The following is a 24,904-nucleotide window of genomic DNA, read 5'->3' on the forward strand; positions in this document are numbered from 1 at the left end:
TTTAATTTTCTATGGTTACAACTTCTCTATCCCTCCCCGAAATCGCCAGAGAAACCCGTCAAGCGAGTCGTCAACTGGCTATCCTGACTAACGAAGAAAGGAATGAAGCTTTAGAGGCTATTGCTGAGGCTTTGACTGCCAATGCTGATAAGATACTAGAAGCGAATATCGCCGATGTTCAAACAGCCAAGGCGATGGAATTATCTCCGGCTTTATGTGCGCGATTAGAGTTAAGTCCTGGCAAATTAAAAGCCGCCATTGCCGGGGTGCGAGATCTGGCTAAATTAGCAGATCCTTTAGCTACTATACAAATTAATCGGGAATTAGATCAAGGTTTAACTCTTCGGAGAATAACCTGTCCTTTAGGGGTTTTAGGGGTTATTTTTGAAGCTCGTCCCGATGCTTTAATTCAAATTACCAGTTTAGCGATTAAATCCGGCAATGGCGTTATTTTAAAAGGGGGGAAAGAGGCGCTCCGTTCTTGTCAAGCTTTAGTAACAATTATTCATCAGGCATTGAGTCAAACTAAAGTTAATTCGGCAGCGGTGCAATTGTTAACAACAAGAGAAGAAATTCAGGAACTATTAAAACTTGATCAATACATCGATTTAATTATTCCTAGAGGTTCTAACGAATTTGTTCGTTATATCCAAAATAATACCCGCATTCCTGTCCTCGGCCATGCCGATGGTATCTGTCATCTCTACATCGACAAAGAAGCCGATTTAAGCAAAGCAATTAGAATTACCGTTGATGGTAAAACCCAATATCCTGCCGCTTGTAATACCATTGAAACTTTATTGGTTCATCAAGACATCGCTAGACAATTTTTACCCGCAGTGGCCCAGGCATTAGAGGAAAAAAAGGTTAAATTATTGGGAGATGAAGCAACTCGTCAGATTATTAACGTACCATCGGCCACAGAAGAAGACTGGCAAACCGAATATAGTGATTTAATTCTGTCAATTAAAATTGTCGATAGTCTAGAATCGGCAATCGAACATATTAATTATTACGGTTCTCGACACACGGAAGCCATTGTCAGCGAAAATTTTAACACAGCCAAAACCTTTAGCGATCGAGTCGATGCCGCCGGAGTTTTTCATAATTGTTCCACGCGATTTGCCGATGGTTTCCGTTACGGTTTCGGGGCCGAAGTGGGTATCAGTACCCAAAAAATGCCTCCCCGCGGTCCGGTGGGATTAGAGGGATTAGTGACCTACAAATATCAATTAGTGGGAGATGGTCATATTGTCGCCGATTATTCTGGGGAAAATGCCCAATCTTTCACGCATAAGGATTTATAGTCGAGAAAAAAGCCGATGTTTACAGGATTAATTCAAGCCTTGGCAACAATTCGGGTCGTGGATACCGATAGACTCTATTTGTCTGTATCCTCTGATACAATTCTCCAAGATTTAATGATTGGTGATAGTGTGGCTGTGGATGGGGTTTGTTTGACAGTGGAGGAAATTCTCCCAGAGGGTTTTCTGGCCACCGCTTCCCCGGAAACCCTACAGCGCACTACTTTGGGACGAAGGATTAAAACAGAAACCAACGTTAACCTAGAAACCTCTCTGCGGGTGGGTAGTAAAATCGGCGGTCATTTTGTCACCGGTCATGTGGACGGAATTGGCTGTTTAGTCGAATCGATAATCGTGGCTAATTCGTGGGAAATGACCTTTGCTGCCCCTAGTTCCCTAGAAGAGCAGTGGAATAACTACATAGCTCGTTATATCGTCGGTAAGGGCAGTATAGCTGTTAATGGCATCAGTTTAACCGTGGCCGATTGTGATGCCTCTGGCAGCTGGTTTAAAGTGGCTGTCATCCCCCACACCTACGCTGAAACCAATCTTTCCCATTTAAAATTAGGCGATTGGGTGAATCTAGAAGGGGATATTTTAGGCAAATATGTGGAAAAATTGCTAGGAATACGCTCTTATCACCCTCCTAGCGAGATTAGCCTAGAATTTCTGGCTGAACATGGTTATTAGTTTTCCAGAATAAGCCTTTTCAACATATAAATTTATTGGCAATTTATCGATTAATTTTAGTTTTAAAATTGCCAACCTTCTCGCTCCATTAAACCCTGAACATTGGTACAATCGATAGAAAAGTGTTGACAGACGGTGGGAATTTTGGGAGCATTAGGCTTTAAGGCTTCTTCGGTAATTACGCAACCGTCTTTTATCTTAGCACAGGCAATAATAAATGGATCTGCCACTGGTTTTCCTTGTAATCTTGCTTTTTGACTCACTAAATCCTTAAAGTTACTTATAGAAAAAATTTCGGCAATAAGTAGGGAGGCACAATTATTTGTAGGATGGGTTAGCGGTAGCGTAACATAATCGGGCGTTGGGTTTCATGCTTCAACCCAACCTACGTTCATCTTATATTTAATTCCACCCACCCACTTAAATAAAGTTTCCTGAGCAGTGGGTGGTAAAAATATTTGTTTATTGAAGTCTATCCAATCTAAAACAAATTGTTTATTATTGCCATATTCTACTTCTTTAAGCACTTCGCGTACTGATTTTAGCCTACCTTCTGACACAAGCAAATCAATTTTTTGCCAAACGGTAGGAAAACTTTTGGGAAAATAGTTTCCTAAAACCTTAAAACTACTTGTGTCAAAAATGTAAACCATCAAAACAGTCCTTTCTTTAATAAATATTTTTCAAGTTCTTCCACCATAGCAACTTTTTTAATGTTTAGATAATCGGCAACGCGCTCGATATCGTATTGGCCTTGATAGTATTTATTGAACACAAGTTTTAGGTAATTTTCTCCCAAATATGTCGCCTGATTAGCATAGTAATCACCTCCAGATTTTTTATTTTTGTCCTGACTTTTTCCCACCTGCTCACTGTACCACTCCCTTACTTTAAGAGTATATTCTTTCTGGGAGATTAAGTTATTATCTAATAGTTTTCGTAAAACTACTTCTCGACTAACCTTATAATCACTGGAAATTTTTGCGATAATTTTATCGTTAACTATTGTTTCTCTAATTATCTCAGAAAAAACATGATTAGGAAGCAGAAACTCCGCAGCAAATTTATTACAAAATATCTCGATATATTTATTTTCTCCTTGCAAACTATTAATATATCTATCGTCAGACTTAGTAATTCCATTAGTCTGCAAAAGAATATGTGCTAATTCATGAAAAATGGTAAATATTTGTCTAGCTTTTTCAGTGCTATTATTAAGATAGATGATCGTAAATTCAATATCTATCAAGCAAAATCCCGAAATTTCTCGCTGCTTAAAAGAACGCTTAAAAATAAAAATACCAGCTTCTTCCACGGCACTACGCCATTTTTTTAAGGCAGTTTCCCGATCATTCCAGGTCAGTTGTTCTTCTAGAGTAACGTTTAAATAATTTCTGATCTGTTCGGCTAATTTCCTTAAATCATCACTAGAACTAACCGCAATATCCTGAAAGATTTTCTTGGTACTAGGATTAATACCATTATTAATTTCCTGTAGCGACAATTGCATCGCTTTTGCTTGTCGTAAAGCATAGATAGTATCGGCGGCCAAATTTTCGATTTCAAAGTCTGGCAAAGTTCTAAATTCTTGTTTTTCCTCCGCTTCTAGGGGAGGTTCTGGGAAAAAGAATAAAGCGAGAGGACGTTTATATATTTCTGCTAACTTTTCCAATTGACTATAAGTAGGAAAGTCCTCTCCTGACTCCCATTTTTCGATAACAGAAACATCTTTTTTAAACTTGACCGCTACAGACTCAAGAGAATATCTTGCCCTTTCTCTTGCCCATTGGATTATCTTGGGATTAACGCCTGTCAGTTTCTCGCCCATTAGTCGATCTTATCATCACGAGATAGAGATTTCTAGCTTAATTTAGATCATGCAGTAGTTTTATTGTACTATATAATTACCCAAAATAGAGACAATGTACCGATTTCTGGATAGGTCAGCGAGGGATTGATAACTTTTTCCTATATAAAAAACCAGTGAAAAGCTTGACATTAGCCAAAATCCCCAGACAATGTTAAGTTAAATTAACCAATAGCCGAGGCTTGTATTTAAGGAAAACCCCTTATGGTAGCAACACCAGTTCAACAGAAATACGACATCAAAGATATTAGTTTAGCCCCCATCGGCAAACAGCGCATCGAATGGGCCGGACGGGAAATGCCCGTTTTGCGTCAATTAGCCGAACGTTACGCCATCGAAAAACCCTTTGCTGGACTGCGTTTAGTCGCTTGCTGTCACGTTACCACCGAAACCGCCAATTTAGCAATCGCACTAAAAGCCGGTGGCGCTGATGCGTTACTAATTGCCAGTAATCCCCTTTCCACTCAAGATGATGTGGCTGCTTGTTTAGTCGCTGATTACGGTATCCCCGTTTATGCAATCAAAGGGGAAGATAACGACACCTATCACCGTCACGTTCAAATCGCCCTCGATCATAAACCCCAGATTATCATCGATGATGGTTGTGATGTAGTGGCCACCCTGGTTAAAGAAAGAAGTCACCAATTACCCGACATTATCGGTACTACCGAAGAAACTACCACCGGTATCGTCCGTTTGCAAGCCATGCTCAAAGCCGGGGTGTTATCCTTCCCCGCAATGAACGTTAACGACGCAGAAACCAAGCATTTCTTTGATAATCGCTACGGTACAGGTCAATCTACCCTTGATGGTATCATTCGCGCCACCAATATCCTTCTTGCCGGTAAAACCGTGGTTGTGGCTGGTTATGGTTGGTGTGGTAAAGGTGTCGCTATGCGGGCCAAAGGTTTAGGCGCTAATCTAATTGTCACCGAAATTAACGCCGTGCGTGCCATTGAAGCGGCGATGGACGGTTTCCGGGTTATGCCCATGGATGAAGCCGCTAAGGAAGGCGATATCTTTATCACCGTTACTGGTAACAAGCACGTTATCCGGGCTGAACATTTTGACCTGATGAAAGATGGGGCGATTGTTTCCAACTCCGGTCACTTTGATATTGAAATCGACCTGCAAGCTTTAGGCGCAAAAGCCGATAATGTCAAGGAAGTTCGCAACTTTACCCAACAATATAGACTAAAAAGCGGTAAATCCGTCGTTGTTATCGGTGAAGGTCGCCTAGTTAACCTGGCAGCCGCCGAAGGTCATCCTAGCGCCGTTATGGATATGAGTTTCGCTAACCAGGCGATCGGTGTAGAATACTTGGTTAAAAATAAAGGTAAATTAGCCCCCGGCATCTACTCAATTCCCTACGAATTAGACCAAGAAATCGCCCGCTTGAAACTGCAAGCTATGGGGATTGAAATCGATACCCTCACCGAAGCCCAATTAGAATATATCAACTCCTGGACTTCCGGAACCTAATATCAGTTATCAGTTATCAGTTGTCAGGAGTCAGGAGTCAGGAGTCAGGAGTCAGGAGATTGCTTTTATTTATTCTTGCCACTCCCCCACTCCCCCACTCCCCCACTCCCCCACTCCCCCACTCCCCCACTCCCTTTTTTTTACTTTAAAACTGTTTTCTAAATCCTCAAAAAATATGACTGAATGGATTACAAATACAATGACTTCTATGGGCTATTTAGGCATAGCCCTATTAATGTTTTTAGAGAATCTTTTTCCTCCCATTCCCTCGGAATTAATTATGCCCCTAGCGGGTTTTACCGTCCATGAGGGACAAATGCAATTTATTCCGGCAGTGGTAGCGGGGATTGTCGGAACCGTAGTCGGAGCGCTACCTTGGTATTATCTTGGTCGGGTTGTGGATGAGGAAAAAATCGAAAAACTAGCCGATAAATACGGCAAATGGATTACCGTTTCTGCTAAAGATATTCAAAAAGCCAATCAATGGTTTAACCGTCACGGTAGTAAAGCGGTTTTACTCTGTCGTTTAGTCCCCGGAGTACGAACTTTGATTTCCCTGCCCGCCGGGATGAATCACATGGCGATGATTCCCTTTTTAGTTTACTCCACCATCGGCACGACTCTCTGGGTCGTTTTTTTAACGGCAGCAGGTTACTTTTTAGGGAAGAATTACCCCCTTGTGGAAGAATATCTGGCTCCCGTCTCAAAAATAGCTCTACTTGTCCTAGTTATCTGGTTTATCCTCTGGATTATCCGCAAACGTAACCGCCGGTACGAGTAGGTGTTGATGAGAGGTGGTGCGTTACGACGGATTGTCACCTTCCAGTCAAAGCAGCAATTTTTGCCGTCTAACGCACCCTACGTTTTACTGGGAATCTTATAATTTTCGTGGGATAGGTTTGCAATTCATCCTAGCTAATGATAGCTTGCCGATTAGGGATAATAGGTACATCCGGAGGTACAGGTTTCGCAGATTTCGACGGCATGAAGATTGGGCAAACCAGCTTTTGCCAATTTTTCATAGATCCAGCGCGATAATTCTTCACTGGTGGGATTTGCTAAACCAGTGGTTTCATTGAGATAATGATGGTCGAGAAAATTATCCAGTAGCGGCTGTAAATATTGTTTAATTTCGCCAAAATCCATCACCATTCCCTGTTGTGAGCCTTGGGACTGTAAATGATTACTTTTCACATAGACGCGTCCTAACCAACTATGACCGTGGAGACGGCGACATTTACCTTCGTAGTGGGGTAAATGATGGGCCGCTTCAAAGCGAAATTCTTTGTAAATAATCCATTCTGCCATGGTTAATTGGTTGATACTGTCGGTTAGATCTGGTTTATTTATTTCGCCACCGATAGTTATCCATTCTAGTTAAAACTTTAGTATTCTTAGTCCATATTGACATACTCCCACCGTCAAGCTACGCTGTGACGGGGAATTCTTTCCACATTGCTGTTAGAAATTCCGTGCTTCGACGAGACAGCTTAGATTCTCAATGTCTCCACTGAAAATCTTTCTTGCCGGACTCTCCCCCCCTTGCCCCCCGACCCCCCCGATGTCGTAGGGGCGAAGCATTCGGGCAATAACCTATCGGTGAAACCGTAAATTTTCTGTCCGAATGCTTCGCCCGTACTTTTTCAGCAGACCCTAGATATAGCGTTTCTCACACCTGTGTGGCACATTTAAACCTTTGCTAATTAAGCTTTTCACCATCGATAATGTACCTCTTGTGAGCAGGAAACGCTATAGATCGATGATTTTTTTTATTGTGACTTGCTTCCAATTCGTGAAGCGTCTGAATGGAAACTAAAAATCATTATCCTATCGGCGGGTGATTTTAAAGTGAACTTGCTTCCAATTCGTGAAGCGTCTGAATGGAAATGATGTGTAGGGTTAATTCATGAATTAACCCTACAATTTTTTTACTTCCAATTAGTGAAGCGTCTGGGACTAAATTCGGTTATTAAAAACTGATTATCTATTCCCCTTTTGCCGTTGGGCTATTCTGATATGTAGCCTATACTCAACGGATTTAGTATTAAACATCCGAAGTAACCGTGAGCGGCGATGCTGTCATCTATTTTCGTGCTTTTTTTGTGTTAATGGATTTTTTAAATCCTTTTATAACCCAGTATTATTCGAGTTCTTGAGGTTCAATAAGCAACTTAATTTACTGAATAATTAATTTTATTTTTTTCCTTGTGGTTCTCCCAAATCAATCCAATAAATCTCACCTTGAAAAATCGTCATATTGACTCAGATAATTGGCGTTGATGATGGCGTATTCCCTCTAACATTAAAGTTTCTGATTCGTCCAATCCATCACTATAAGCTTCATTCCAACTATCTATTAATGTCTGTTTAGTTGTTTTTTGATTATTCAATCCTAATTGTTGATGTAACTGCTCCAATAACCATTTTTTATCTTCAAGAGAACAGTCTCGTAACTTTTGTTCCAATTCAATTATCAGAGAAGACAACATAAAATTGATTCCATTTAACATTGAGCTATATCATAATTCTAACAACAAAAAAGTACCCCCTCGCGGGAGTGCCTTTTCCTTCAGACTAGGAATTAACCATTGATAGCGGGAGCAATCAGAGCTACGGGAGCCTGTTCACCACTAGCCAAGTCTAAGGGGAAGTTGTGTGCATTGCGCTCGTGCATTACTTCCATACCGATACCAGCGCGGTTTAACACATCGGCCCAAGTACCGATTACACGACCTTGAGAATCGAGAATCGACTGGTTGAAGTTAAAACCGTTGAGGTTAAACGCCATGGTGCTAACACCCATTGCCGTAAACCAGATACCGATTACCGGCCAGGCACCCAAGAAGAAGTGCAGAGAACGGCTATTGTTGAAAGAAGCGTATTGGAAGATTAAGCGTCCGAAGTAACCGTGAGCGGCAACGATATTGTAGGTTTCTTCCTCTTGACCGAATTTGTAACCGTAGTTTTGAGATTCGATTTCAGTGGTTTTTTGAGAATCCCTTGGGCATAGAATTAGGTTAATTTAGCTTTTTCCCCTTAAACTAAAACCGACAAAGACGTAGTTTAAGGCGTTTCGGTATCCCCAAACCTCAAGGAATTGATAACGCTGCCATCCTTTCACTGAGCCAGTCTGAAAATCTCTGAGGGTGTATAGTTGATTAGCCCAGTTGTGATCATTTGGTGTAGCATGGTGAACACAGTGCGCCCCTAGGCTAACTGGAAGGATGATTAGCCGAATAAAGACTGCTCCCACTAATTCCGTGGACCATTTTAACCACTCTAACCAGTGGTCTGAGCGCGGAGGGTAAGCACCCAGATATAGAGCAAAAGATTTACCAATTATCTGAGATTTAGCTCCCTCATTATCATCGGCTTCATAGGCCCAATTATGCTCCGGTAGCTGTTGCAAGAGTGCAGCTGCATAGGTTCCGAGTTGGGTAAATAGCGCCCAGAGTAAGCAGATTAAACAAGAATGGGTTAAACCCGCACAAACAGAGGCCAAGAAAAGCACAATCAGGGTAGCTATTTGGTAGTTAATGGGAGCTTTGAGGAGATTAGTCAGGCGAGAAAGGAAGGTTTCTCCGTAAAACTTGGGAGAGAGTAATAACTTGCCCAAATTTTGCCAATAGAAGGCCTCTTCTTCTCCAAATTCAAAACCTAACTCTTCTACTAAGTAGGGGGTATTCCCCTTGTCATTCATGGTAGCTAGGTTTTTCGGGGGGTGGTGAATTAGTAGGTGATCTTTTTTGAACAACGGAAACGGCTTTTTCCCGGTAATTAAGGTGAGCAAACAACCTAAAAGATGGTTATAAGTGGGATATTGAGGGAAAAAAGCATTATGGGCGCAAAAGTGGGCTATTTCCTGCAATTGAGCCGCTCCAGCTACGGATAACAAACATACTAGGGGGATTAATTGCCAGTGGCTAAGAGCGATCGCTAATCCGCCTATATACTGGAGTATGCCATAAATTAGCTCTAAGGAGGGGGTGCTTTTCCAGAGAGGGGGAGCAAGGTAGTAGCCTGTTAGCCAGTCAAAGAAAGCTTGTACGAGACGATTATCGCTGATTTGGAGCATCCCTAGGCGTGGATTATCCCTTAAAGCCGATGCTTGTGTTGGGGTGGTTTTTTTGAGTATCATAGTAGTAGAAAATTTGGGTGTACTGTCCTGAAAATGGTTAAATAACCAAATTCAGGCGGTTTTATTAGTGGTTGTGTAGGCGTTCGATTTCTCGATAGTGCTGGACTAATTGCCCATCACTAAAAAAGTGCTTTGGAGAGATTTCTATCTCGAAGGCGAGATTAATTACCCAAGCTTCTTTGGGTACATACCCCAAGAGATTTTTTAGCCTCTCGGTTATTGATTTAATCTGGTAGTTTGAGATGTACATAAGCTCTGAATTAGACTACACTTTTAGCTTATTTCTAGCCCTTTTAATTGTCGAGGTAGTTTTTGTAGCATTTAGTAGTCAATTTGCCAAAGTATCATTAAGTAGCTAAAAGTAGCATTTTGTGAATTGTATTCTTAAAAGGAGAACCACAAGTACAAATGGGAGATAGAAAATCTAAGCCAGAAATTCCGAGTTCTTTAGGCAAAGAACAGTTTTTAAGCTGTGTGGAACAAGTGATTAAATTGATAGAGCCTAATGGTATTAAACCTATTCAAAAATGTTTAATCGAAGGGTTCGCACAGGGTTGGACTTATGAACACATAGAAAGAGAGTCTGGCTACGACGTGCAGTCGCTAAGAACGCACGCATCTAAAACTTTTTTTCCATTACTTGCCCAGGCATTTAACAAGGGATTAGAAAGAGATATAGAAAAAGTTAACAAGAACAATGTCATCTCATTGGTTGAAGAGTATAATAGAAAAATAAGTGACAATGGGACTTTTTTACAGGATAAACTTAAAGAAAATAAGACAAAAATTAATATATTTACAAAGCTTAAAAATAACTTGTCTGGACAACAACAATCAGAACTGAATCGGATTATAAAGTCGTACTTGCCAGATAATGAAAATGCTAATTTTGAAAAAATCATCGATAAAATCATAGATTCTCCAGATAAAGATTTATTAATAATACTTTTTAGACTTACTCAAGATAGCAGAATTAATAGCTACAATCGCTCATACATTGAACAAACAATACAGGAGTTAAAGGAACTATTAAAGATTACTGACACAGATTACAGTGCTTGGATAGCAGAGATAACAGAAATTAATCCAGAACTTGACAATCGAGAAAATATTAATAACTATCTAATTATCAAAATAGAGGAGAGTAAAGGTCATGTAGCAAATACTTCCCCTGAATATAAATTTGCTGCGTGGTTTCTACAGTTAAATACATCTCAAAGTCAAGGAAATAATTATATACCTCTTCCTGTAGAGAGTAGCGTTAGCAAAGATGTTTATACTCAAAAAGATATAACGAACATTTTAACAAAAATTATTGAAGATTGTCATAACCGAGGAGGTGCAAACTTAAATATTGAATTTTTCACCAATGGCAAGCTACTATATACTAACTTTGAATCTTGGGAATACAATTACTTTGATAGCCTAACTCAACTTAAGAGAACATATTTTGTTAATGTTCGTTCTCTTACGAGATTGGAAACAATGTATAGTAAAATGCCAGCTTATCAACATTGGAAAAGTAGATGGGAAAGCTTAAAAAAAACTTTTATAGATACACAAACAGTTACTAACAGCGAGTCCTATTTGTGCCAAGAAACAACTCTATGGAGCAATCTTTGCGCTTCAACTCAAGAGGATTTAGAGCAATTCTTTAAAAGAAGCTTAAAATATGGCATACCTTTAGCCGTTGGGTCGCGCTGTTATGCTCAGGAAGCAATTCACAGAACACAAATTAATACACTCTTACAGGGTATTCAAATTAATCAATTGTCCACAACAGTTCAAGAGGTGAGGCGACAATCACCAGATAATTTAGAAGATGAACCCGAACATCTAGGACATCATCTATTATGCTTTTTAGAAGACCCTAATCGGATGCCCCCCTTCCACTACTTAACATCTCAGCACCTAGGTTAACTAACTATGAGTTCATGGAAAATCTTTCAAGGCAATCATGAAAAACGCTCAAGGGATAAGATTACTTGGCCAGAAATCCCACCTTGGCGAAGCTTCGCCACCAACAAATCCGAGGAGCGGGGAAAACAACTCATAGTTGACGATAAAACCATCGAAACCGTAAACGCAGCCATTCACCTACGCCGGCCTATTTTAGTCACAGGGAAACCGGGTACAGGGAAAACCTCCCTAGCCTACGCAATCGCCTACGAATTAGACTTAGGAGAAGTATTAGTCTGGCCAATTAATACCCGCACCACCCTACAAGAGGGATTATACTACTACGATGCGATCGCACGTTTGCAAGATTACCAATTAGAAGAAAAAAAAGACATAGGGCAGTATATCCGCTTGGGTCCCTTGGGAACAGCCCTCTGTCCGAGAAATTATCCCCGGGTACTGCTTATCGATGAGATAGATAAAAGTGACATCGACTTACCTAACGACCTCTTAAACCTTTTTGAAGAGGGAAGATTTGAAATCACCGAACTTTCCCGACTCGCTAAAGATACCGAAAACCAACCAATACCAGTACAAACCCATGACGGTAAATGGGAATCCATCCCCCAAGGCAAGGTAAGCTGCCAAGAGTTCCCCATAGTGATTATGACGAGCAACGGCGAGAGGGATTTTCCCCTACCCTTTAAACGTAGATGTCTGCTCTTAGAAATCCCCGAACCCAACCCAGAGGAACTAAAAAAGATAGTAAAAAGCCATTTTAATTATAAAGAGGCCAGTCCTGAAAGTAAAAAAATAGAAGACGCGATCGCAGAATATGTTAAAAAACGAGAAAAAGGGCAACTAGCAACGGACCAGCTTTTAAACGCCGTCTTTATGAGCATGGGCGAAAATAAACCCACAGGTGCAGAATTAAAGTCCCTTACCAACCTACTATTTACCTACCTCACCGACACAGGCAATAAATGACCCAAACCCCTCCCACACCAGAACTAATTGATAAATTTATCACCTTTGTCAAGGGCAGGGGATGGGACCTAGACAGTTACCAGATAGCTGATAGTTTATGGTGGTATGTTCTCACCCAAGAAGAGGAAGGAAACCCCCAACCCCGTCCAGAGCCTAGGGAAGAAAAGAAAGAAACCCCGACCACTAAAAACCCCCCCCAGGAGAGGAACAACGAAACCCAAGAGTCAGCAGCCCCATCCGATGAAGTTCCCTTAATACGGGAGACAGAGGCACAAAAACAACCTGAGAAGATAGGCGCAGACACCCTACCCATTAGCCTCCCCAGTGCCAAATTCTGGCGAGAAACCCTAAAATTAGGGCGGGCAGTGCGTCCCCTCATCCAAAAGATAGACTCAGCCACCCAAAGACAAATAAACCTAAACAGCACCGTACAGAAATCGGCCGAGTATAGCATCGGCAAGAAAGATGGCAGTTTAGCCCTAATACCCGTTTACCAAGCCCAAAAAGTCCGTTCCCTAGAGGTAGTTTTACTGATTGAAGAATGGGCCTCCATGGTCTTTTGGAAAGAAATGGCCGGGGAAATCCGCGATTGGCTAGAACAAATCGGGGCCTTTCGGGATGTCAAACTCTACCGCATCGGATGGGACGAAGATAGGCAAAATTTAGCCATCCGCACCTACTCTAACGATACTTGCTCAATTCACCCAAAAGATCTCATCCATCCTCGCGGCGAAAGACTTATCCTCTTCTACAGTGATTGTACTTCCCCAGACTGGTATCAAGGACGCTATAACCAAGCTCTTCAGGACTGGGGAAAACACCAAATCGTCACCCTGCTTTCTCCCTTCCCGGAAGCAATGTGGGAAAGAACCGCCCTTAGTCGAGGTTGGTTCGTCTCCCTAGTCAACCAAACCCCCCGAAAACCTTCACAAAACTGGAGATTTACCTCTATCCCCCTGCTGCTACAAATTGAGAAGGAAGAGGAAAATCAACATATTCTCAGAGAAACAATCCAAAAAACCTACTTTCCCTTACCCACCATCTCCCTAACCCCTTCATCCTTAAAAGCTTGGGCGCTTGTTCTCAGTGGTGACAGCAACGCCACCTGTGCGGGGGTACTACTAGAAAAATCCCCCCAAAACAGAGAAATACCCGCAACTATTTCTCCGGAGATGTCTGGGAAGCAAGCTCTAGAACTATTCGCTAGTACCGCCTCACCTCTAGCTTGGGAATTACTGAAAAAATTAGCCGCAGCCCCGGTAAATCTTCCCATCATCCGTCTTATTCAAAGCAAACTTTTAAGCGCCTCTAACCCCCTAAACATAGCAGAAGTCATCCTTAGCGGTTTTCTTAAAGTCTATCTAGGAGGGGAACCAGTGAAGTGGGACAAAGGAGGTAAATTTAACTTTCATACTCCCCCCAACAGCCTAGATTTTGAATTTGATGATGAGGTGAGAGAGCTTCTGCTCACTGAACTAGGGAATAGCCGCGCCTTAGAGGTAATTTTTGTCCTCTCGGAATACATCGCCCAAAAACTCAACCTGAGTACCACCACCTTTTTTGGTCTTATTCTTACCAATCCCCAAGTTCTCCTCGGCAAAGAAGCAGCTAATCTAGTTCGCGCCTTTGCCAAGGTATCTGCTAAGGTTTTCCAAAAGCTAGGGGAAGCAAAGTACCAAGAAATTAGCCAAAAGCTGCAATCTATGGTTGACTCACCTCCACCCCCACCGGTTGAGGAAAAGTGGATGAGGAAATATAAAACCGTAACCATAGCTAAGGTAAAAGAGCTTACGCGAGGAGAGGAAATATTGTTTCAACTGCTCAAGCATAGACTTAAGGATTTCAGCGTAGAAGATGGGGAACTGTATCAGCGCCTTCGTTTAACCCCTGAGCAGCTTAAAATTTTGGCAAGCGAAGAAATAACCGCCGAGACAATGCCAGTCCAGTTTAGGGAAGTCTTGGATAACACAGAAGAAGAAATCATCACCGAGAAATTTAACCTAACCCTGTTTAAGTCTGAAACCGTTTTTGTGGATGAGACGGGACAAATTACCGCTAAAGAACCCGTGAGAGCCTTCTACTTTGAAGAAAATCCCCCCAGCTTAAAAATGCTCTATATTCCTTCGGGGGAGTTTTGGATGGGAACCGAAGCGGAGGAAATAGCGCGGCTAGGGGAAAAATACGGGGGGGGGGATTGGTTCCAACGAGAATCCCCCAGACATTTAGTAAAAATCGCTCCGTTTTACCTAAGTCAAACTCCGATTACCCAAGCTCAATGGTTATATATTGCCCAAAGAAAAGATTTAAAAGTAGAGCAAGATTTAGAACCAGAGCCATCGCGGTTTAAAGGCAGCACAAACCCCGTTGAAAATGTATCTTGGTTAGATGCCGTAGAATTTTGCCAAAGGCTCTCTAAAATGACCAAGAAACAGTATCGGCTGCCCAGTGAGGCGGAATGGGAGTATGCTTGTCGTGCTGGAACCACCACTCCCTTCCACTTCGGAGCAACCCTCACCTCAAATTTAGCTAACTACAATGGTACGCAACGCTTTGCTAGGGAACCAGCAGGAGAATATCGCCAGCAAATCACCCCCGTGGGGCAATTTCCTCCCAATGGTTTTGGTTTGTATGATATGCACGGCAATGTCTGGGAGTGGTGTCAGGATGACTTCTGGAATAATTATCAAGGCGCACCTAGGGATGGTAGTCCTCGGCAAGAAAAGAGCAAAAAACAGCAAAATCAGGCAAATAAAGCTCTGCGGGGCGGTTCGTGGTACATCGATCCGGATGACTGCCGTTCTGCTTACCGCAACGACTACGCCCGCCGCGGCTTCAGCAACGGCAGCCTCGGTTTTCGGGTGGTGTGCGGTGCTGGGAGGACTTTGTAACCCTTTTTCTCTTTTTTTCCTTTTTCTCTTTTTCGATTTTTTTTGAACAAATGTACTATATGAGGTTGGCTGATCAGTAGCTGGTTATAATTAAATTGAAGACGGGTTTTAGGTTTTCCCCTTATCAAGGTAGGGTTGATTCATGAATCAACCCTACAATCAAACCTAGAATCAACCCTACAATCAAACCTAGAATCAACCCTACAATCAAACCTAGAATCAAACCTATCAACCCTACAATCAAACCTACAATCAAACCTACAATCAAACCTACAATCAATTAATCCTAGGATTCATCATGTACCAAATCACTCTTTCCCTACCCGATGAAACCGCTCTCGCTTTACATCTCACCCCAGAACAACTAGCACAGGAAATCTCTCTTCTTGCTGCCATTAAACTTTATGAATTGGGAAAACTTTCCTCTGGCACTGCTGCCAACTTAGCAGGTATTCCGCGAGTTGTTTTTCTCTCTAAACTTGCAGACTATGGAGTTGATACCTTCCGACTCAAGGAAACAGAATTAATCGAGGATCTGGCTAATGCCTAACGTCATTGCCGATACATCACCGATTCAATACCTCTATCAGACTAACTTACTTGACTTACTACCGAACTTTTACGGACAGATAATTATTCCTTTTTCAGTAGCTCAAGAGTTAGCCGTTGGAAAAGCTTCTGGAATCTCTTTACCTGATATAACCTCCTTAAGTTGGATAATTATTCAACAAGCAAAATCAGTTTCTCTTTTACCCCTTGTCACTGATTTAGGAAAAGGAGAAAAAGAAGTATTAGCTTTAGCAATAGAAATTCCCGATTCTCTCGCTTTACTTGATGATGGTTTGGCGAGACGATATGCAAATTTATTAGGAATAAAACTCACTGGCACAATGGGAATATTATTAAAGGCTAAACAAAATGGTTATCTACACCGTATTGAGCCAATTCTTAATCAACTAGAATTGCTGAAGTTTCGCTTAGATGCCACTACTCGTACTTCTGTGTTAAAATTAGCTGGTGAAGGATAGAGTATAAAATCAATTTTTAATTTAATTATAATCACTTACTTAGGGCTTGCTGAAAAAGTACGGGCGAAGCATTCGGATAGAAAATCTACGGTTTCACCGATAGGTTATGCCCGAATGCTTCGCCCCTACAGGACGCGGGCCGATACAGAACACTAAAACCCTTACCTCGTCTATATTTCATATTTATTCAGCAAACCCTACTTATGCCTACAATAATCATCCAAAAGACCCAAAAACGTCTTTTAATCTATAGAGAAAAACTCACCGATGACCTAGACATAGAATTAGTCAAAATACCATCGGGAACCTTTACAATGGGTTCTTCAGAACAAGAAAGTAGTAATAAAAGTGAAAAGCCCCAACACAACGTTACCCTGAAAAACTTCTTGATGGGTATTTATCCCATTACCCAAGCTCAATGGTTATATATTGCCCAAAGAGAAGATTTAAAAGTAGAGCAAGATTTAAAACCAGAGCCATCGGAGTTTAAAGGCAGCACAAACCCCGTTGAAAGGGTATCTTGGTTAGATGCCGTCGAATTTTGCCAAAGGCTATCTAAATTAAGTAAAAGAAAATATAGGCTACCAACGGAAGCTGAGTGGGAGTACGCTTGTCGAGCGCAAACCAAACCCTTAAATCTCGACAAAGGAGAAACCTACCCCCCCTATCACTTTGGGGAAATTCTTACCCCAGATTTAGCCAACTATAATAACAATCTCCAAAAAACCACCCCTGTTGGGCAATTCTACGCCAACGACTTTGGTTTATATGATATGCACGGAAATGTCTGGGAGTGGTGTCAAGATGATTGGCGCGAAAACTATGAGGAGATAAAAAAGAGCAAAAAACAGCAAAATCAGGCATATAAAGCTCTGCGGGGCGGTTCTTGGTACAACGATCCTGATTTCTGCCGTTCCGCTTTCCGCGACAACGACTTCCGCCGCGGGTTCAGCATCAACACCTGCGGTTTTCGGGTGGTGTGCGGTGCTGGGAGGACTTTGTAACTCTTTTTCTGGCATGAGTAGAAAACGGGTTTCTCGGAGAAACCCGTTTTCTGTGGGGTATAGTAAAGGGATTGGGGGAAATTCGGCTAATCTTAAGAATAAGCGGTTTAAATGCGTCTTAGCTTATCTCTCTTTTGTCAAAGTGGGTTGCAACCTTGATTTCTCCTAGCCTGAAACGACGTAAATTCGTTAAAATTTTCAAGACTGACAGAAGAGACCACAAACGCGGGATATCCCTCCGCACCACCTAAAAGGAGAATCTGATGTTCAAAATCGATACTTGCTGTACCCTAGTACCCTACTTTGAAGTACCAGAAGGAAAAATTGCTGCGTTCAAGGAACTAAGCCCCAAGTTCATTGAGAGAACCCGCACCGAAGAGGGCTGTATCCATTATGCTTTTTCCTTTAGCGGTAATATTCTTCATTGCCGCGAGGGTTACGTCGATGTTTCCGCAGTTCTTGCCCACCTGCAAAACGTCGGGGAACTGCTAGACGAACTTCTCAAAATCGCCAAGATTATTCGCCTAGAAGTTCACGCTCCCGCTGCCGAAATCGAAAAGCTGCGGGAGCCGTTGGCTTCTCTTAACCCTCAGTTCTTCATTCTCGACGAAGGTATTCGCCGCACCAGCGAAGCTTAACCCCAGACTGACAGAAAAGAGAAAAAGTAAACTAGAGAGTGTAAGTAGGGTTTGCTGAATAAATGTGAAATATAGACGAGGTAAGAGTTTTAGGGTCCTGTTTTGCTCTCACAGGTGCAAGATTTTGAGAGAATCGTGGTTCAAAACCTTGCATCTTCATCGGCCCGCGTCCTGTAGGGGCGAAGCATTCGGGCAATAACCTATCGGTGAAACCTTAGATTTTCTATCCGAATGCTTCGCCCGTACTTTTTGCCGCAAACCCTATCTAAACGAAAAAAAAGGAGTGAAAATAATCACTCCTACTGATAATCAGAAGAAAAAATGGCTTAAACCTAGAGAGCGTTGGCTCCCGCTACTACTTCTAGCAATTCTTGGGTAATAGCGGCTTGACGCGCCTTGTTGTAGGTACGGCTTAAAGTCCCGATTAACTCGCTGGCGTTCTCGCTGGCGTTACTCATCGCCGTCATCCGGGCTGCTAATTCACTCGCTGCCGATTCCTGGAGGGCGCGCAGTAATTGGTTATTTAAGTACAAAGGTAGGAGAGAATCGAGGATTTGGACGGGATTCTGCTCAAAAATCATGTCTTGGGGAAAAACCTGCGCCGGTTGGCTGGCCATTTTTTCCCGTTGTACCTTAAATTTTCCTTCTTTAGTCACCAAACGGAAAATCTCGTCATCCTGTACCGCTAAACCTTGGGTAGTTAAAGGTAACAGGGTTTGAATCACCGGAGTGGCACTGATCAGGGAGATAAAACGAGTATAAATTAACTCGACGCGATCAACAGTTTCCGATAAAAATAAGGAAAGCAATTCATCCCCAATAGTGCCAGCTTCATCGGCAGTGGGAATCTGTTCGAGGTTGATAAATTTAGCGGCAATGGGAGCATTCCGGCGCTCGAAATATTGTGCCGCTTTCCGGCCGGCAACAACTAATTGATAGTTAATCCCTTGCTCTTTTAACTCATTCATCCGTTGTTCGGCACGACGGATGACGTTAGTATTATAACCGCCACAAAGACCTCGATCGCCTGTCACTACCAACAGAGCCACGGTTTTTACTTCCCGTTGGGCCAGCAGGGGTAAATTAACATCACTAAAGGCTAAACGACCTTGCAGATTATAAAGGACCTGAGCGAGGGCATCGGCAAAAGGACGGGTACAGAGAACTTGTTCTTGGGCGCGGCGCACTTTTGCGGCCGCCACCAGACGCATGGCCTCGGTAATTTTTTTGGTATTTTTGACCGATTGAATTTGGTCGCGAATCGCTTTGAGATTAGGCATAATTCAGTTATCAGTTATCAGTTATCAGTTATCAGTTATCAGTCAAGAGTCGGGGTTTAGGAGGGAATGGAGAGGTGGGAAAACAGGGAAATGGGGAGATAGAGAAATTTCAACTCATACCCCAAAACCCCAAAACCTCAACACCCCATCCCCCAAAACCTAACCCCCATTACCAACATTCATTTACTGATTACCGAGATTATTTAAAAGCCTGTTTGTACTCGTTGATGCCATCTTTGAGCAGGCCTTCCGCTTCGTCGTTGAGTTGTTTTTCAGTGCTGACGATCTCAACGTAGCGAGGTTTGCTGGTTTTCAGGTATTCCCGTAAACCGGTGCAGAAATCGATAACTTTATCGGTGGCGATATCGTCGAGATAACCGTTTAAACCGGCATAAACCACCGCCACCTGTTCCCAAACGGCGAGGGGGAAGTTTTGGGGCTGTTTGAGGATTTGACGCAGACGTTGACCGCGAGCGAGTTGTGCTTGGGTGGCCGCATCAAGGTCAGAAGCGAATTGAGCAAAAGCTTCTAATTCGTCAAACTGGGCTAATTCGAGTTTTAATTTACCGGCAACTTTCTTCATCGCTTTCGTTTGGGCCGCCGAACCCACGCGGGATACGGAAATACCAGCGTTAATAGCGGGACGGAAACCAGCGTTAAAGAGGTCGGTGGAGAGGAAGATCTGACCGTCAGTAATCGAAATTACATTGGTGGGAATGTAGGCAGAAACGTCACCTGCTTGGGTTTCGATAATCGGCAGGGCGGTCATGCTGCCACCACCGAGGGCATCGCTGAGTTTAGCGGCGCGCTCTAGTAAACGGGAGTGGAGATAGAAAACGTCGCCGGGGTAAGCTTCCCGACCGGGAGGACGACGCATGAGCAGGGATAGCTGACGATAAGCTTGAGCCTGTTTGGTGAGGTCATCGTAGATAACTAGGGTCGCTTTGCCTTTATACATGAAGTATTCGGCGATCGAAGCTCCGGTGTAGGGGGCGATATACTGGAGGGTGGCGGGGTCGTTAGCGTTAGCGGCCACCACCACGGTGTAATCCATGGCGCCTCTTTGGGTGAGGGTGTCGATTACTTGGGCGACGGTGGAGGCTTTTTGACCGATGGCGACATAGACACAGATCACGTCTTCGCTTTTCTGGTTAATGATCGTGTCAATGGCGATCGCTGTTTTACCGGTTTTTCTGTCACCGATAATTAACTCCCGTTGACCACGACCGACGGGAATCATGGCATCGATAGCGGTAATGCCGGTTTGCATCGGTTCACAGACGGATTTGCGAGCGACAATACCGGGGGCGGGGGATTCCACCAGACGGGTTTCGCTGGCGAGGATGTCCCCTTTACCGTCGATGGGACGACCGAGAGCATCAACCACGCGGCCGACTAAGGCTTCACCCACGGGAACCTGAGCGATTTTACCGGTAGCTTTCACCGTACCGCCTTCTTTAATCCCGAAACCGTCACCCATTAACACTGCACCGACGTTATCTTCTTCGAGGTTAAGGGCGATGCCGACGGTTCCATCTTCAAATTCTAATAGTTCTCCCGACATGGCTTGTTGTAGGCCGTAGATGCGGGCAGTACCGTCACCCACTTGCAGGACGGTTCCCACGTTGGAGACCTGTACTTCTTGGTTATAGGATTCGATCTGTTGACGAATAATCGTGCTAATTTCGTCGGGTCTGATAGCTACCATAGTTTAATCTGGGAAAAAGTAAAAAATTAGAAGGTGAAAAAACGGCAAAAAAGGGAGATTAGATGACCTTAGCGCAGGGAGAGGCTGAGGCGTTGTAGTTGACCGCGAATGCTGGCATCAAAGACCTGAGAACCGACTTTGATCACCACACCACCGATCAGGCTGGTATCAACTTTGGTTTTCAGTTCGACCACATTCGCCCCGGTCAGGGTTTTCACTTTGTCGATGACGATTTGTTTTTGGCTATCGTTCAATTCGGTGGCCGAGGAAACTTCCGCTAAAACGGTGTTAGTCAGCACTCTAGCCAGGGTGAGATATTGTTGACAAACGGGTTCTAAAAATTGAATCCGACGTTTATCGACTAATAACATCATGAAGTTAGTTAAATAGGGATTGGCACTGGTTCCCATTACTTGGGAAAGAACGGCTTTTTTAGCTTCTTCTTTGATGACGGGATTGCCGATAAAAGCTCTTAGATCGGGAGCATTTTCCAACAATTCTAAGAGGGATTTAATTTCGCCGCCGATCGCTTCTAATTGTCCGCTGCTTTGGGCGACGGAAAGTAATGCTTGGGCGTAGGGTTCGGCGATTTCTGAACTGATTAAACTTCCCTGCATCTATTTACCTCCTAGGTTGGCCAAACTGCGATCAATTAGGGTTTGTTGTACCGATTCTTCCAGGCCGGTGCTTAACTGGGATTCCACGTTAGCTAAGGCTAAAGCGGTAATTCTTTGGCGTAATTCTACTAAAACGCGATCCTGTTCCGCCGAGAGATCTTTAGCGGCACTTTCGCGCATTCTTTGAATATCGAGTTCGGCTTGGGCGGCGATGTCGGCGGTGACAGCTTTAGCTCTAGATCGAGAGTTATCGATAATTTTTTCCGCCTCTTGTTTTGCCAGGGCGAGTTTTTTCTGTTCTTCGGCGAGGGCGGTAGCGGCAATATTTTTCCGGTTTTCAGCTTCGGCTAAAGCTTCCGCAATCTTCGACTGACGTTCTCCGAGGATTTGTCCGAGAACTTTGCGGCCGTAGAAGATGATTAAACCGAGCAGAATCGAGAGGTTAAATAGGTTAGTTCCTAAGATATCGGTGTTGATGCCGAATCCTTCTGCTGCCGCTTCCTTCGCCTCCGTGGCTAATAATAAAACTGTGTCGATGATCATGATTATTGAGGGCGGGGAGTAGGTTATTCAGTTATCAGTTATCAGTTATCAGAGGTAAGTTATCAGTCTTCTAACTCCTGACGACTGAGTTCTATCTTTTTACTGATCACTGTTATTAACCAATGGCTGGGGTTTAGCGAACGAGTTCGGGGCCGAGGAGTTTTTCGAGAATTTGACGGGAAAGAGAGGCCACTTGTCCTTCTAGAGAACGAAAGGCTTCTTCTTTCTGTTGGGCAATTTCGGCGGCGACGGCTTCCTTACGGGCGATCGCTTCTTTTTGGGCTGCGGCAACTCGTTCGCTGGCTAGTTTTTGGGCCTCGGCTTGCGCTTGGGCGATAATCTCTTGGGATTGTTTACGAGCCGAACTTAATTGCAATTCGTACTCTTGTACCAGTGCTTCGGTTTTGGCTAGTTGTTCTTTGGCTCCACCTTCGGTTTGCCGAATATACTCCGCCCGTTCATCTAAAACTTTACTGAGGGGTTTATAAAAAACGGCGTTCAGGATCACTGCCAAAAGAATAAACTGTAGTGCCATCACTGGCAGGGTGGCATCGAAATCAAACATTGATTTATTCCTGATAAATAGAAGCTATAGACAGGTTCAAAAAAGGAAGATGATCCCCCTGCTTTAACAATAAACAGTCAGGGGGAATCACTAAAATTCCCTTAATTAGCTATCAGCCTTCCGTCCCAAAAACCAGATTTTTTAGTTGGCTGCTTGGGCGTTTTTTGAGAGTTTTGAAAACTCCGCTGCCAAGCTGAGGACTGGGGGCTGATAGCCCACTGCTTTTTTAATTAGGCGAAGGGGTTAGCGAACAGTAAAACGAGAGCGATAACCAAGCCGTAGATGGTTAAGGATTCCATGAATGCCAAGCTGAGGAGAAGGGTACCACGAATTCTTCCTTCAGCTTCGGGTTGACGGGCGATACCGGAAACAGCTTCTCCAGAAGCGGTACCTTGACCAACACCGGGGCCGATAGCGGCTAAACCAACGGCGAGGGCGGCGGCGATAACGGAAGCGGCAGCTACTGTGGGGTTCATGGTGATTTTTTCCTCTATTTACTAATCAATTTCAATCTGTTGTTTACAGAGCGCGTTCTCAGCCGTAAAAAATGGCTGGTTTTCTGCTCAAAACTCCCGAAAGAGTTTTTGGGAAAGAACGATCCTGGAATTCAGTTGCTCATCCTGAATTCGACCAATAATTTCTTAGTTATTATCCTATTATTTGGACACTTTTTCCTAAGAAATTTTTCTTTTTTTCGTCCCTCGCTTTTAAGCGTGTTCTTCTTCGTGTTCCGATTCCAGGGCCTCATGGATATAGGCCCCGGCAAGGGTGGCGAAGACAAGGGCCTGAATAGCGCTGGTAAATAAACCGAGAGCCATCAGGGGTAGGGGTACGACTAGGGGGACAAGGAAGACTAATACTGCCACTACCAACTCATCCGCGAGGATGTTTCCGAAAAGACGGAAGCTGAGGGAGAGGGGTTTGGTAAAGTCTTCTAAAATTTTGATCGGTAATAGCACGGGAATCGGCTCTAGGTAGTGAGCGAAGTAACCGAGTCCTTTTTTACTGATGCCCGCGTAGAAGTAAGCGAGGGAAGTCAGTAGGGCTAACGCCACCGTGGTATTGATGTCGTTAGTGGGGGCGGCTAATTCCCCTTCGGGCAGTTCGATTAACTTCCAAGGAATCAAGGCCCCTAACCAGTTAGAAACGAAAATAAATAAAAATAGGGTGCCGATGAAGGGCAACCAGGGTCGATATTCCTTTTCTCCTAGCTGGTTTTTGGCTAAATCGCGCAGAAATTCGAGAACGTACTCCATGAGGTTTTGAATACCGCTAGGGACTTTCTGTATCTTGCGGGTAGCGGCGATCGAGGCGATGATTAAGATAGCGAAGACGATCCAGGAGACCGCGATCACTTGCCCGTGAATTTTTAGTCCGCCGATGTGCCAGTACCAGTGTTGTCCCACTTCCAGGGAAGCGAGACTATAAAAATTAAGCACACTTAAACTGTCTAACATTTCCACCTTGGGGAGATTCAGGTTCGCAAATCAGGGTTATTTTGAACGGTTAAAGGGTTTAGGAATCGGCTTTCTGCTCCAGCTTGAAGATGGTTTGCAGGGTATAGACGATGATTGCGCCTTTATAGGTCAAAAAACCCAAAAAAACCGGCACTATGTGCAGTTCTTGCCAACGACTGGCGATGATGATTAATCCAGCGAATAGGGCTAATCCTTTTTTGCCTACCCGATTTTTCGTTACCCCCAATTTTTCCACTTCCCCGGCGAGGAGTTTTAGATAAACGACTCCCACCATTGCCCCTAATAGGTAATTAAGGGCAGTATTGAGGGAATAAAACAGCCACACGGGGATAAAGATCAGACCGCTTAAGATCAGGGTGGTGATCAATAGGGTGTTTTGTAGTTGATAGTATTCCCGCATCGGATCTGACGGCGGGTTAGTTTCTGGGGTTGGGGGAGATTCGATCGATGGGTCAGACAAGGTACACCTAAATCAGCGATAGACTAATCTCAATATCTGGATTGCTTTCCCAGCTATGACGCTCAGGTAAGCCACAAGACATATTATCACGGCAGTGGCAACAATTATTAAGCAATTGTAAATTGTCTTGATTCCCCCCGCTCGCAGCCGTCAGCTTTTTTCTCCCCCCCTCCCCTGCTCCTTTCTCCCCACTTCCCCAACTCCGGCGCTCCCTCTTGCCTGTTCCCTAAAACCAGAGACTTCCTACCTCACTATTAAGATAACTGCGATAACTGTGTTTTTGAGGACATTGTTTCTTGTCCCCACTCCTCAATAAACCCGAACCTGA

General features: G+C 43.5%; 26 protein-coding genes and 1 pseudogene. 12 read left to right on the forward strand and 15 right to left on the reverse strand.

The genetic code is table 11. The annotated features are described in order from the left end of the window. Positions 1-11: 11 nt before the first annotated feature. Positions 12-1,307 carry a glutamate-5-semialdehyde dehydrogenase gene (gene proA, locus O9324_RS12425; protein WP_287732195.1) on the forward strand — a complete coding sequence of 432 codons (1,296 nt, stop codon included), beginning with the start codon at positions 12-14 and terminating at the stop codon, positions 1,305-1,307. 15 nt (positions 1,308-1,322) lie between these two features. Beyond that, the gene (locus O9324_RS12430) at positions 1,323-1,994 is read left to right on the forward strand and encodes a riboflavin synthase (RefSeq protein ID WP_288140350.1); all 672 of its coding nucleotides are present in this window, start codon (positions 1,323-1,325) and stop codon (positions 1,992-1,994) included. A 62-nt stretch (positions 1,995-2,056) separates the two neighbouring features. Here O9324_RS12430 and O9324_RS12435 read toward each other — a convergent pair. Then, a pseudogene (locus O9324_RS12435) lies at positions 2,057-2,647 on the reverse strand (PIN domain-containing protein). Further along, on the reverse strand, positions 2,647-3,822 hold the full coding sequence (locus O9324_RS12440; RefSeq protein WP_288140351.1) for an ImmA/IrrE family metallo-endopeptidase: 1,176 nt from the start codon (positions 3,820-3,822) through the stop codon (positions 2,647-2,649). Before O9324_RS12440 ends, O9324_RS12435 begins: the two are co-directional and overlap by 1 nt. Positions 3,823-4,065: 243 nt before the next feature. Here O9324_RS12440 and ahcY point away from each other — a divergent pair, with 243 nt between their 5' ends. Together ahcY and O9324_RS12450 are read left to right on the forward strand one after the other, a co-directional pair. Beyond that, on the forward strand, positions 4,066-5,343 hold the full coding sequence (gene ahcY, locus O9324_RS12445) for an adenosylhomocysteinase (protein ID WP_002755549.1): 1,278 nt from the start codon (positions 4,066-4,068) through the stop codon (positions 5,341-5,343). A 175-nt stretch (positions 5,344-5,518) separates the two neighbouring features. Beyond that, a complete protein-coding gene (locus O9324_RS12450) occupies positions 5,519-6,124 on the forward strand; it encodes a DedA family protein (RefSeq protein WP_002769621.1) in 606 nt (201 codons plus the stop codon). 152 nt (positions 6,125-6,276) lie between these two features. Here the strand turns inward: O9324_RS12450 and queD are convergent, their stop codons facing one another. The 5 genes from queD to O9324_RS12475 form a co-directional block, all read right to left on the reverse strand. Continuing rightward, complete coding sequence (gene queD, locus O9324_RS12455; protein ID WP_002769619.1) at positions 6,277-6,651, reverse strand: 6-carboxytetrahydropterin synthase QueD; 375 nt, start codon at positions 6,649-6,651, stop codon at positions 6,277-6,279. A gap of 944 nt (positions 6,652-7,595) precedes the next feature. After that, on the reverse strand, positions 7,596-7,853 hold the full coding sequence (locus tag O9324_RS12460) for a hypothetical protein (RefSeq protein ID WP_353851713.1): 258 nt from the start codon (positions 7,851-7,853) through the stop codon (positions 7,596-7,598). 71 nt (positions 7,854-7,924) lie between these two features. Further along, the gene (locus O9324_RS12465; RefSeq protein WP_288140366.1) at positions 7,925-8,365 is read right to left on the reverse strand and encodes a photosynthetic reaction center family protein; all 441 of its coding nucleotides are present in this window, start codon (positions 8,363-8,365) and stop codon (positions 7,925-7,927) included. Continuing rightward, positions 8,366-9,481 carry a fatty acid desaturase gene (locus O9324_RS12470; protein WP_288140353.1) on the reverse strand — a complete coding sequence of 372 codons (1,116 nt, stop codon included), beginning with the start codon at positions 9,479-9,481 and terminating at the stop codon, positions 8,366-8,368. 64 nt (positions 9,482-9,545) lie between these two features. Beyond that, entirely contained in the window at positions 9,546-9,731 is a 186-nt protein-coding gene (locus tag O9324_RS12475) for a hypothetical protein (protein ID WP_288140354.1), read from the reverse strand. 158 nt (positions 9,732-9,889) lie between these two features. Between O9324_RS12475 and O9324_RS12480 the strand changes: the two genes are divergently transcribed. The 7 genes from O9324_RS12480 to O9324_RS12510 all read left to right on the forward strand — a co-directional run bounded on the left by O9324_RS12480 (position 9,890) and on the right by O9324_RS12510 (position 17,925). Next, the gene (locus O9324_RS12480) at positions 9,890-11,401 is read left to right on the forward strand and encodes a VMAP-C domain-containing protein (protein ID WP_288140355.1); all 1,512 of its coding nucleotides are present in this window, start codon (positions 9,890-9,892) and stop codon (positions 11,399-11,401) included. A gap of 6 nt (positions 11,402-11,407) precedes the next feature. Continuing rightward, the gene (locus tag O9324_RS12485; RefSeq protein WP_288140356.1) at positions 11,408-12,367 is read left to right on the forward strand and encodes an AAA family ATPase; all 960 of its coding nucleotides are present in this window, start codon (positions 11,408-11,410) and stop codon (positions 12,365-12,367) included. Continuing rightward, positions 12,364-15,255 carry a formylglycine-generating enzyme family protein gene (locus tag O9324_RS12490; protein ID WP_288140357.1) on the forward strand — a complete coding sequence of 964 codons (2,892 nt, stop codon included), beginning with the start codon at positions 12,364-12,366 and terminating at the stop codon, positions 15,253-15,255. Before O9324_RS12485 ends, O9324_RS12490 begins: the two co-directional genes overlap by 4 nt. Positions 15,256-15,553: 298 nt before the next feature. Beyond that, the gene (locus O9324_RS12495) at positions 15,554-15,805 is read left to right on the forward strand and encodes a UPF0175 family protein (RefSeq protein ID WP_288140358.1); all 252 of its coding nucleotides are present in this window, start codon (positions 15,554-15,556) and stop codon (positions 15,803-15,805) included. Further along, positions 15,798-16,283 carry a PIN domain-containing protein gene (locus tag O9324_RS12500; RefSeq protein ID WP_288140359.1) on the forward strand — a complete coding sequence of 162 codons (486 nt, stop codon included), beginning with the start codon at positions 15,798-15,800 and terminating at the stop codon, positions 16,281-16,283. The genes O9324_RS12495 and O9324_RS12500 overlap by 8 nt, the downstream gene beginning before the upstream one ends. Before the next feature lie 203 nt (positions 16,284-16,486). Further along, complete coding sequence (locus O9324_RS12505) at positions 16,487-17,287, forward strand: formylglycine-generating enzyme family protein (protein WP_288140360.1); 801 nt, start codon at positions 16,487-16,489, stop codon at positions 17,285-17,287. A gap of 263 nt (positions 17,288-17,550) precedes the next feature. Then, on the forward strand, positions 17,551-17,925 hold the full coding sequence (locus tag O9324_RS12510) for a putative quinol monooxygenase (protein ID WP_288140361.1): 375 nt from the start codon (positions 17,551-17,553) through the stop codon (positions 17,923-17,925). Between the two features lie 332 nt (positions 17,926-18,257). On the opposite strand, the gene O9324_RS12515 is transcribed toward O9324_RS12510, so the two are convergent. Then, positions 18,258-19,205 carry a F0F1 ATP synthase subunit gamma gene (locus tag O9324_RS12515; protein WP_002800073.1) on the reverse strand — a complete coding sequence of 316 codons (948 nt, stop codon included), beginning with the start codon at positions 19,203-19,205 and terminating at the stop codon, positions 18,258-18,260. Between O9324_RS12515 and O9324_RS12520 the strand changes: the two genes are divergently transcribed. Next, a complete protein-coding gene (locus tag O9324_RS12520) occupies positions 19,192-19,368 on the forward strand; it encodes a hypothetical protein (protein WP_288140362.1) in 177 nt (58 codons plus the stop codon). The two genes, O9324_RS12515 and O9324_RS12520, sit on opposite strands and share 14 nt — an antisense overlap. A 36-nt stretch (positions 19,369-19,404) precedes the next feature. On the opposite strand, the gene atpA is transcribed toward O9324_RS12520, so the two are convergent. From atpA to O9324_RS12555, 7 genes are all read right to left on the reverse strand, one after another. Next, positions 19,405-20,913, reverse strand: coding sequence for a F0F1 ATP synthase subunit alpha (atpA, locus tag O9324_RS12525; protein ID WP_002763364.1), 1,509 nt, complete (start codon positions 20,911-20,913; stop codon positions 19,405-19,407). A gap of 68 nt (positions 20,914-20,981) precedes the next feature. Continuing rightward, complete coding sequence (gene atpH, locus O9324_RS12530; RefSeq protein WP_002795847.1) at positions 20,982-21,530, reverse strand: ATP synthase F1 subunit delta; 549 nt, start codon at positions 21,528-21,530, stop codon at positions 20,982-20,984. After that, positions 21,531-22,073, reverse strand: coding sequence for a F0F1 ATP synthase subunit B (locus O9324_RS12535; protein ID WP_061432323.1), 543 nt, complete (start codon positions 22,071-22,073; stop codon positions 21,531-21,533). A 133-nt stretch (positions 22,074-22,206) separates the two neighbouring features. Beyond that, positions 22,207-22,638, reverse strand: coding sequence for a F0F1 ATP synthase subunit B' (locus O9324_RS12540; protein WP_002769600.1), 432 nt, complete (start codon positions 22,636-22,638; stop codon positions 22,207-22,209). Positions 22,639-22,868: 230 nt separating this feature from the next. Then, complete coding sequence (gene atpE / locus O9324_RS12545) at positions 22,869-23,114, reverse strand: ATP synthase F0 subunit C (protein WP_002740068.1); 246 nt, start codon at positions 23,112-23,114, stop codon at positions 22,869-22,871. Between the two features lie 231 nt (positions 23,115-23,345). Then, positions 23,346-24,095, reverse strand: a complete 750-nt coding sequence (atpB, locus tag O9324_RS12550; RefSeq protein ID WP_002739857.1) for a F0F1 ATP synthase subunit A — start codon at positions 24,093-24,095, stop codon at positions 23,346-23,348. A gap of 58 nt (positions 24,096-24,153) precedes the next feature. Then, positions 24,154-24,516: an ATP synthase subunit I gene (locus O9324_RS12555; RefSeq protein ID WP_002739749.1), complete on the reverse strand. Its 363-nt coding sequence runs from the start codon at positions 24,514-24,516 to the stop codon at positions 24,154-24,156. Positions 24,517-24,904: the final 388 nt, after the last annotated feature.

It is taken from the genome of Microcystis sp. LE19-84.1B (genome assembly GCF_027531875.1).
Classification (GTDB): domain Bacteria; phylum Cyanobacteriota; class Cyanobacteriia; order Cyanobacteriales; family Microcystaceae; genus Microcystis; species Microcystis panniformis.

What these genes read in the sequence shown, in the direction of transcription:
- O9324_RS12490 (WP_288140357.1), top strand. Translation starts at nt 12,364, where the DNA reads ATGACCCAAACCCCTCCCACACCAGAACTAATTGATAAATTTATCACC.
- O9324_RS12555 (WP_002739749.1), bottom strand. Translation starts at nt 24,516, where the DNA reads ATGCGGGAATACTATCAACTACAAAACACCCTATTGATCACCACCCTG.
- O9324_RS12535 (WP_061432323.1), bottom strand. Translation starts at nt 22,073, where the DNA reads ATGATCATCGACACAGTTTTATTATTAGCCACGGAGGCGAAGGAAGCG.
- O9324_RS12505 (WP_288140360.1), top strand. Translation starts at nt 16,487, where the DNA reads ATGCCTACAATAATCATCCAAAAGACCCAAAAACGTCTTTTAATCTAT.
- O9324_RS12480 (WP_288140355.1), top strand. Translation starts at nt 9,890, where the DNA reads ATGGGAGATAGAAAATCTAAGCCAGAAATTCCGAGTTCTTTAGGCAAA.
- O9324_RS12475 (WP_288140354.1), bottom strand. Translation starts at nt 9,731, where the DNA reads ATGTACATCTCAAACTACCAGATTAAATCAATAACCGAGAGGCTAAAA.
- atpH (WP_002795847.1), bottom strand. Translation starts at nt 21,530, where the DNA reads ATGCAGGGAAGTTTAATCAGTTCAGAAATCGCCGAACCCTACGCCCAA.
- O9324_RS12450 (WP_002769621.1), top strand. Translation starts at nt 5,519, where the DNA reads ATGACTGAATGGATTACAAATACAATGACTTCTATGGGCTATTTAGGC.
- ahcY (WP_002755549.1), top strand. Translation starts at nt 4,066, where the DNA reads ATGGTAGCAACACCAGTTCAACAGAAATACGACATCAAAGATATTAGT.
- O9324_RS12485 (WP_288140356.1), top strand. Translation starts at nt 11,408, where the DNA reads ATGAGTTCATGGAAAATCTTTCAAGGCAATCATGAAAAACGCTCAAGG.
- O9324_RS12500 (WP_288140359.1), top strand. Translation starts at nt 15,798, where the DNA reads ATGCCTAACGTCATTGCCGATACATCACCGATTCAATACCTCTATCAG.
- proA (WP_287732195.1), top strand. Translation starts at nt 12, where the DNA reads ATGGTTACAACTTCTCTATCCCTCCCCGAAATCGCCAGAGAAACCCGT.
- O9324_RS12515 (WP_002800073.1), bottom strand. Translation starts at nt 19,205, where the DNA reads ATGCCTAATCTCAAAGCGATTCGCGACCAAATTCAATCGGTCAAAAAT.
- atpA (WP_002763364.1), bottom strand. Translation starts at nt 20,913, where the DNA reads ATGGTAGCTATCAGACCCGACGAAATTAGCACGATTATTCGTCAACAG.
- O9324_RS12510 (WP_288140361.1), top strand. Translation starts at nt 17,551, where the DNA reads ATGTTCAAAATCGATACTTGCTGTACCCTAGTACCCTACTTTGAAGTA.
- atpB (WP_002739857.1), bottom strand. Translation starts at nt 24,095, where the DNA reads ATGTTAGACAGTTTAAGTGTGCTTAATTTTTATAGTCTCGCTTCCCTG.
- O9324_RS12495 (WP_288140358.1), top strand. Translation starts at nt 15,554, where the DNA reads ATGTACCAAATCACTCTTTCCCTACCCGATGAAACCGCTCTCGCTTTA.
- O9324_RS12460 (WP_353851713.1), bottom strand. Translation starts at nt 7,853, where the DNA reads ATGTTAAATGGAATCAATTTTATGTTGTCTTCTCTGATAATTGAATTG.
- O9324_RS12540 (WP_002769600.1), bottom strand. Translation starts at nt 22,638, where the DNA reads ATGTTTGATTTCGATGCCACCCTGCCAGTGATGGCACTACAGTTTATT.
- O9324_RS12430 (WP_288140350.1), top strand. Translation starts at nt 1,323, where the DNA reads ATGTTTACAGGATTAATTCAAGCCTTGGCAACAATTCGGGTCGTGGAT.
- O9324_RS12440 (WP_288140351.1), bottom strand. Translation starts at nt 3,822, where the DNA reads ATGGGCGAGAAACTGACAGGCGTTAATCCCAAGATAATCCAATGGGCA.
- O9324_RS12470 (WP_288140353.1), bottom strand. Translation starts at nt 9,481, where the DNA reads ATGATACTCAAAAAAACCACCCCAACACAAGCATCGGCTTTAAGGGAT.
- queD (WP_002769619.1), bottom strand. Translation starts at nt 6,651, where the DNA reads ATGGCAGAATGGATTATTTACAAAGAATTTCGCTTTGAAGCGGCCCAT.
- atpE (WP_002740068.1), bottom strand. Translation starts at nt 23,114, where the DNA reads ATGAACCCCACAGTAGCTGCCGCTTCCGTTATCGCCGCCGCCCTCGCC.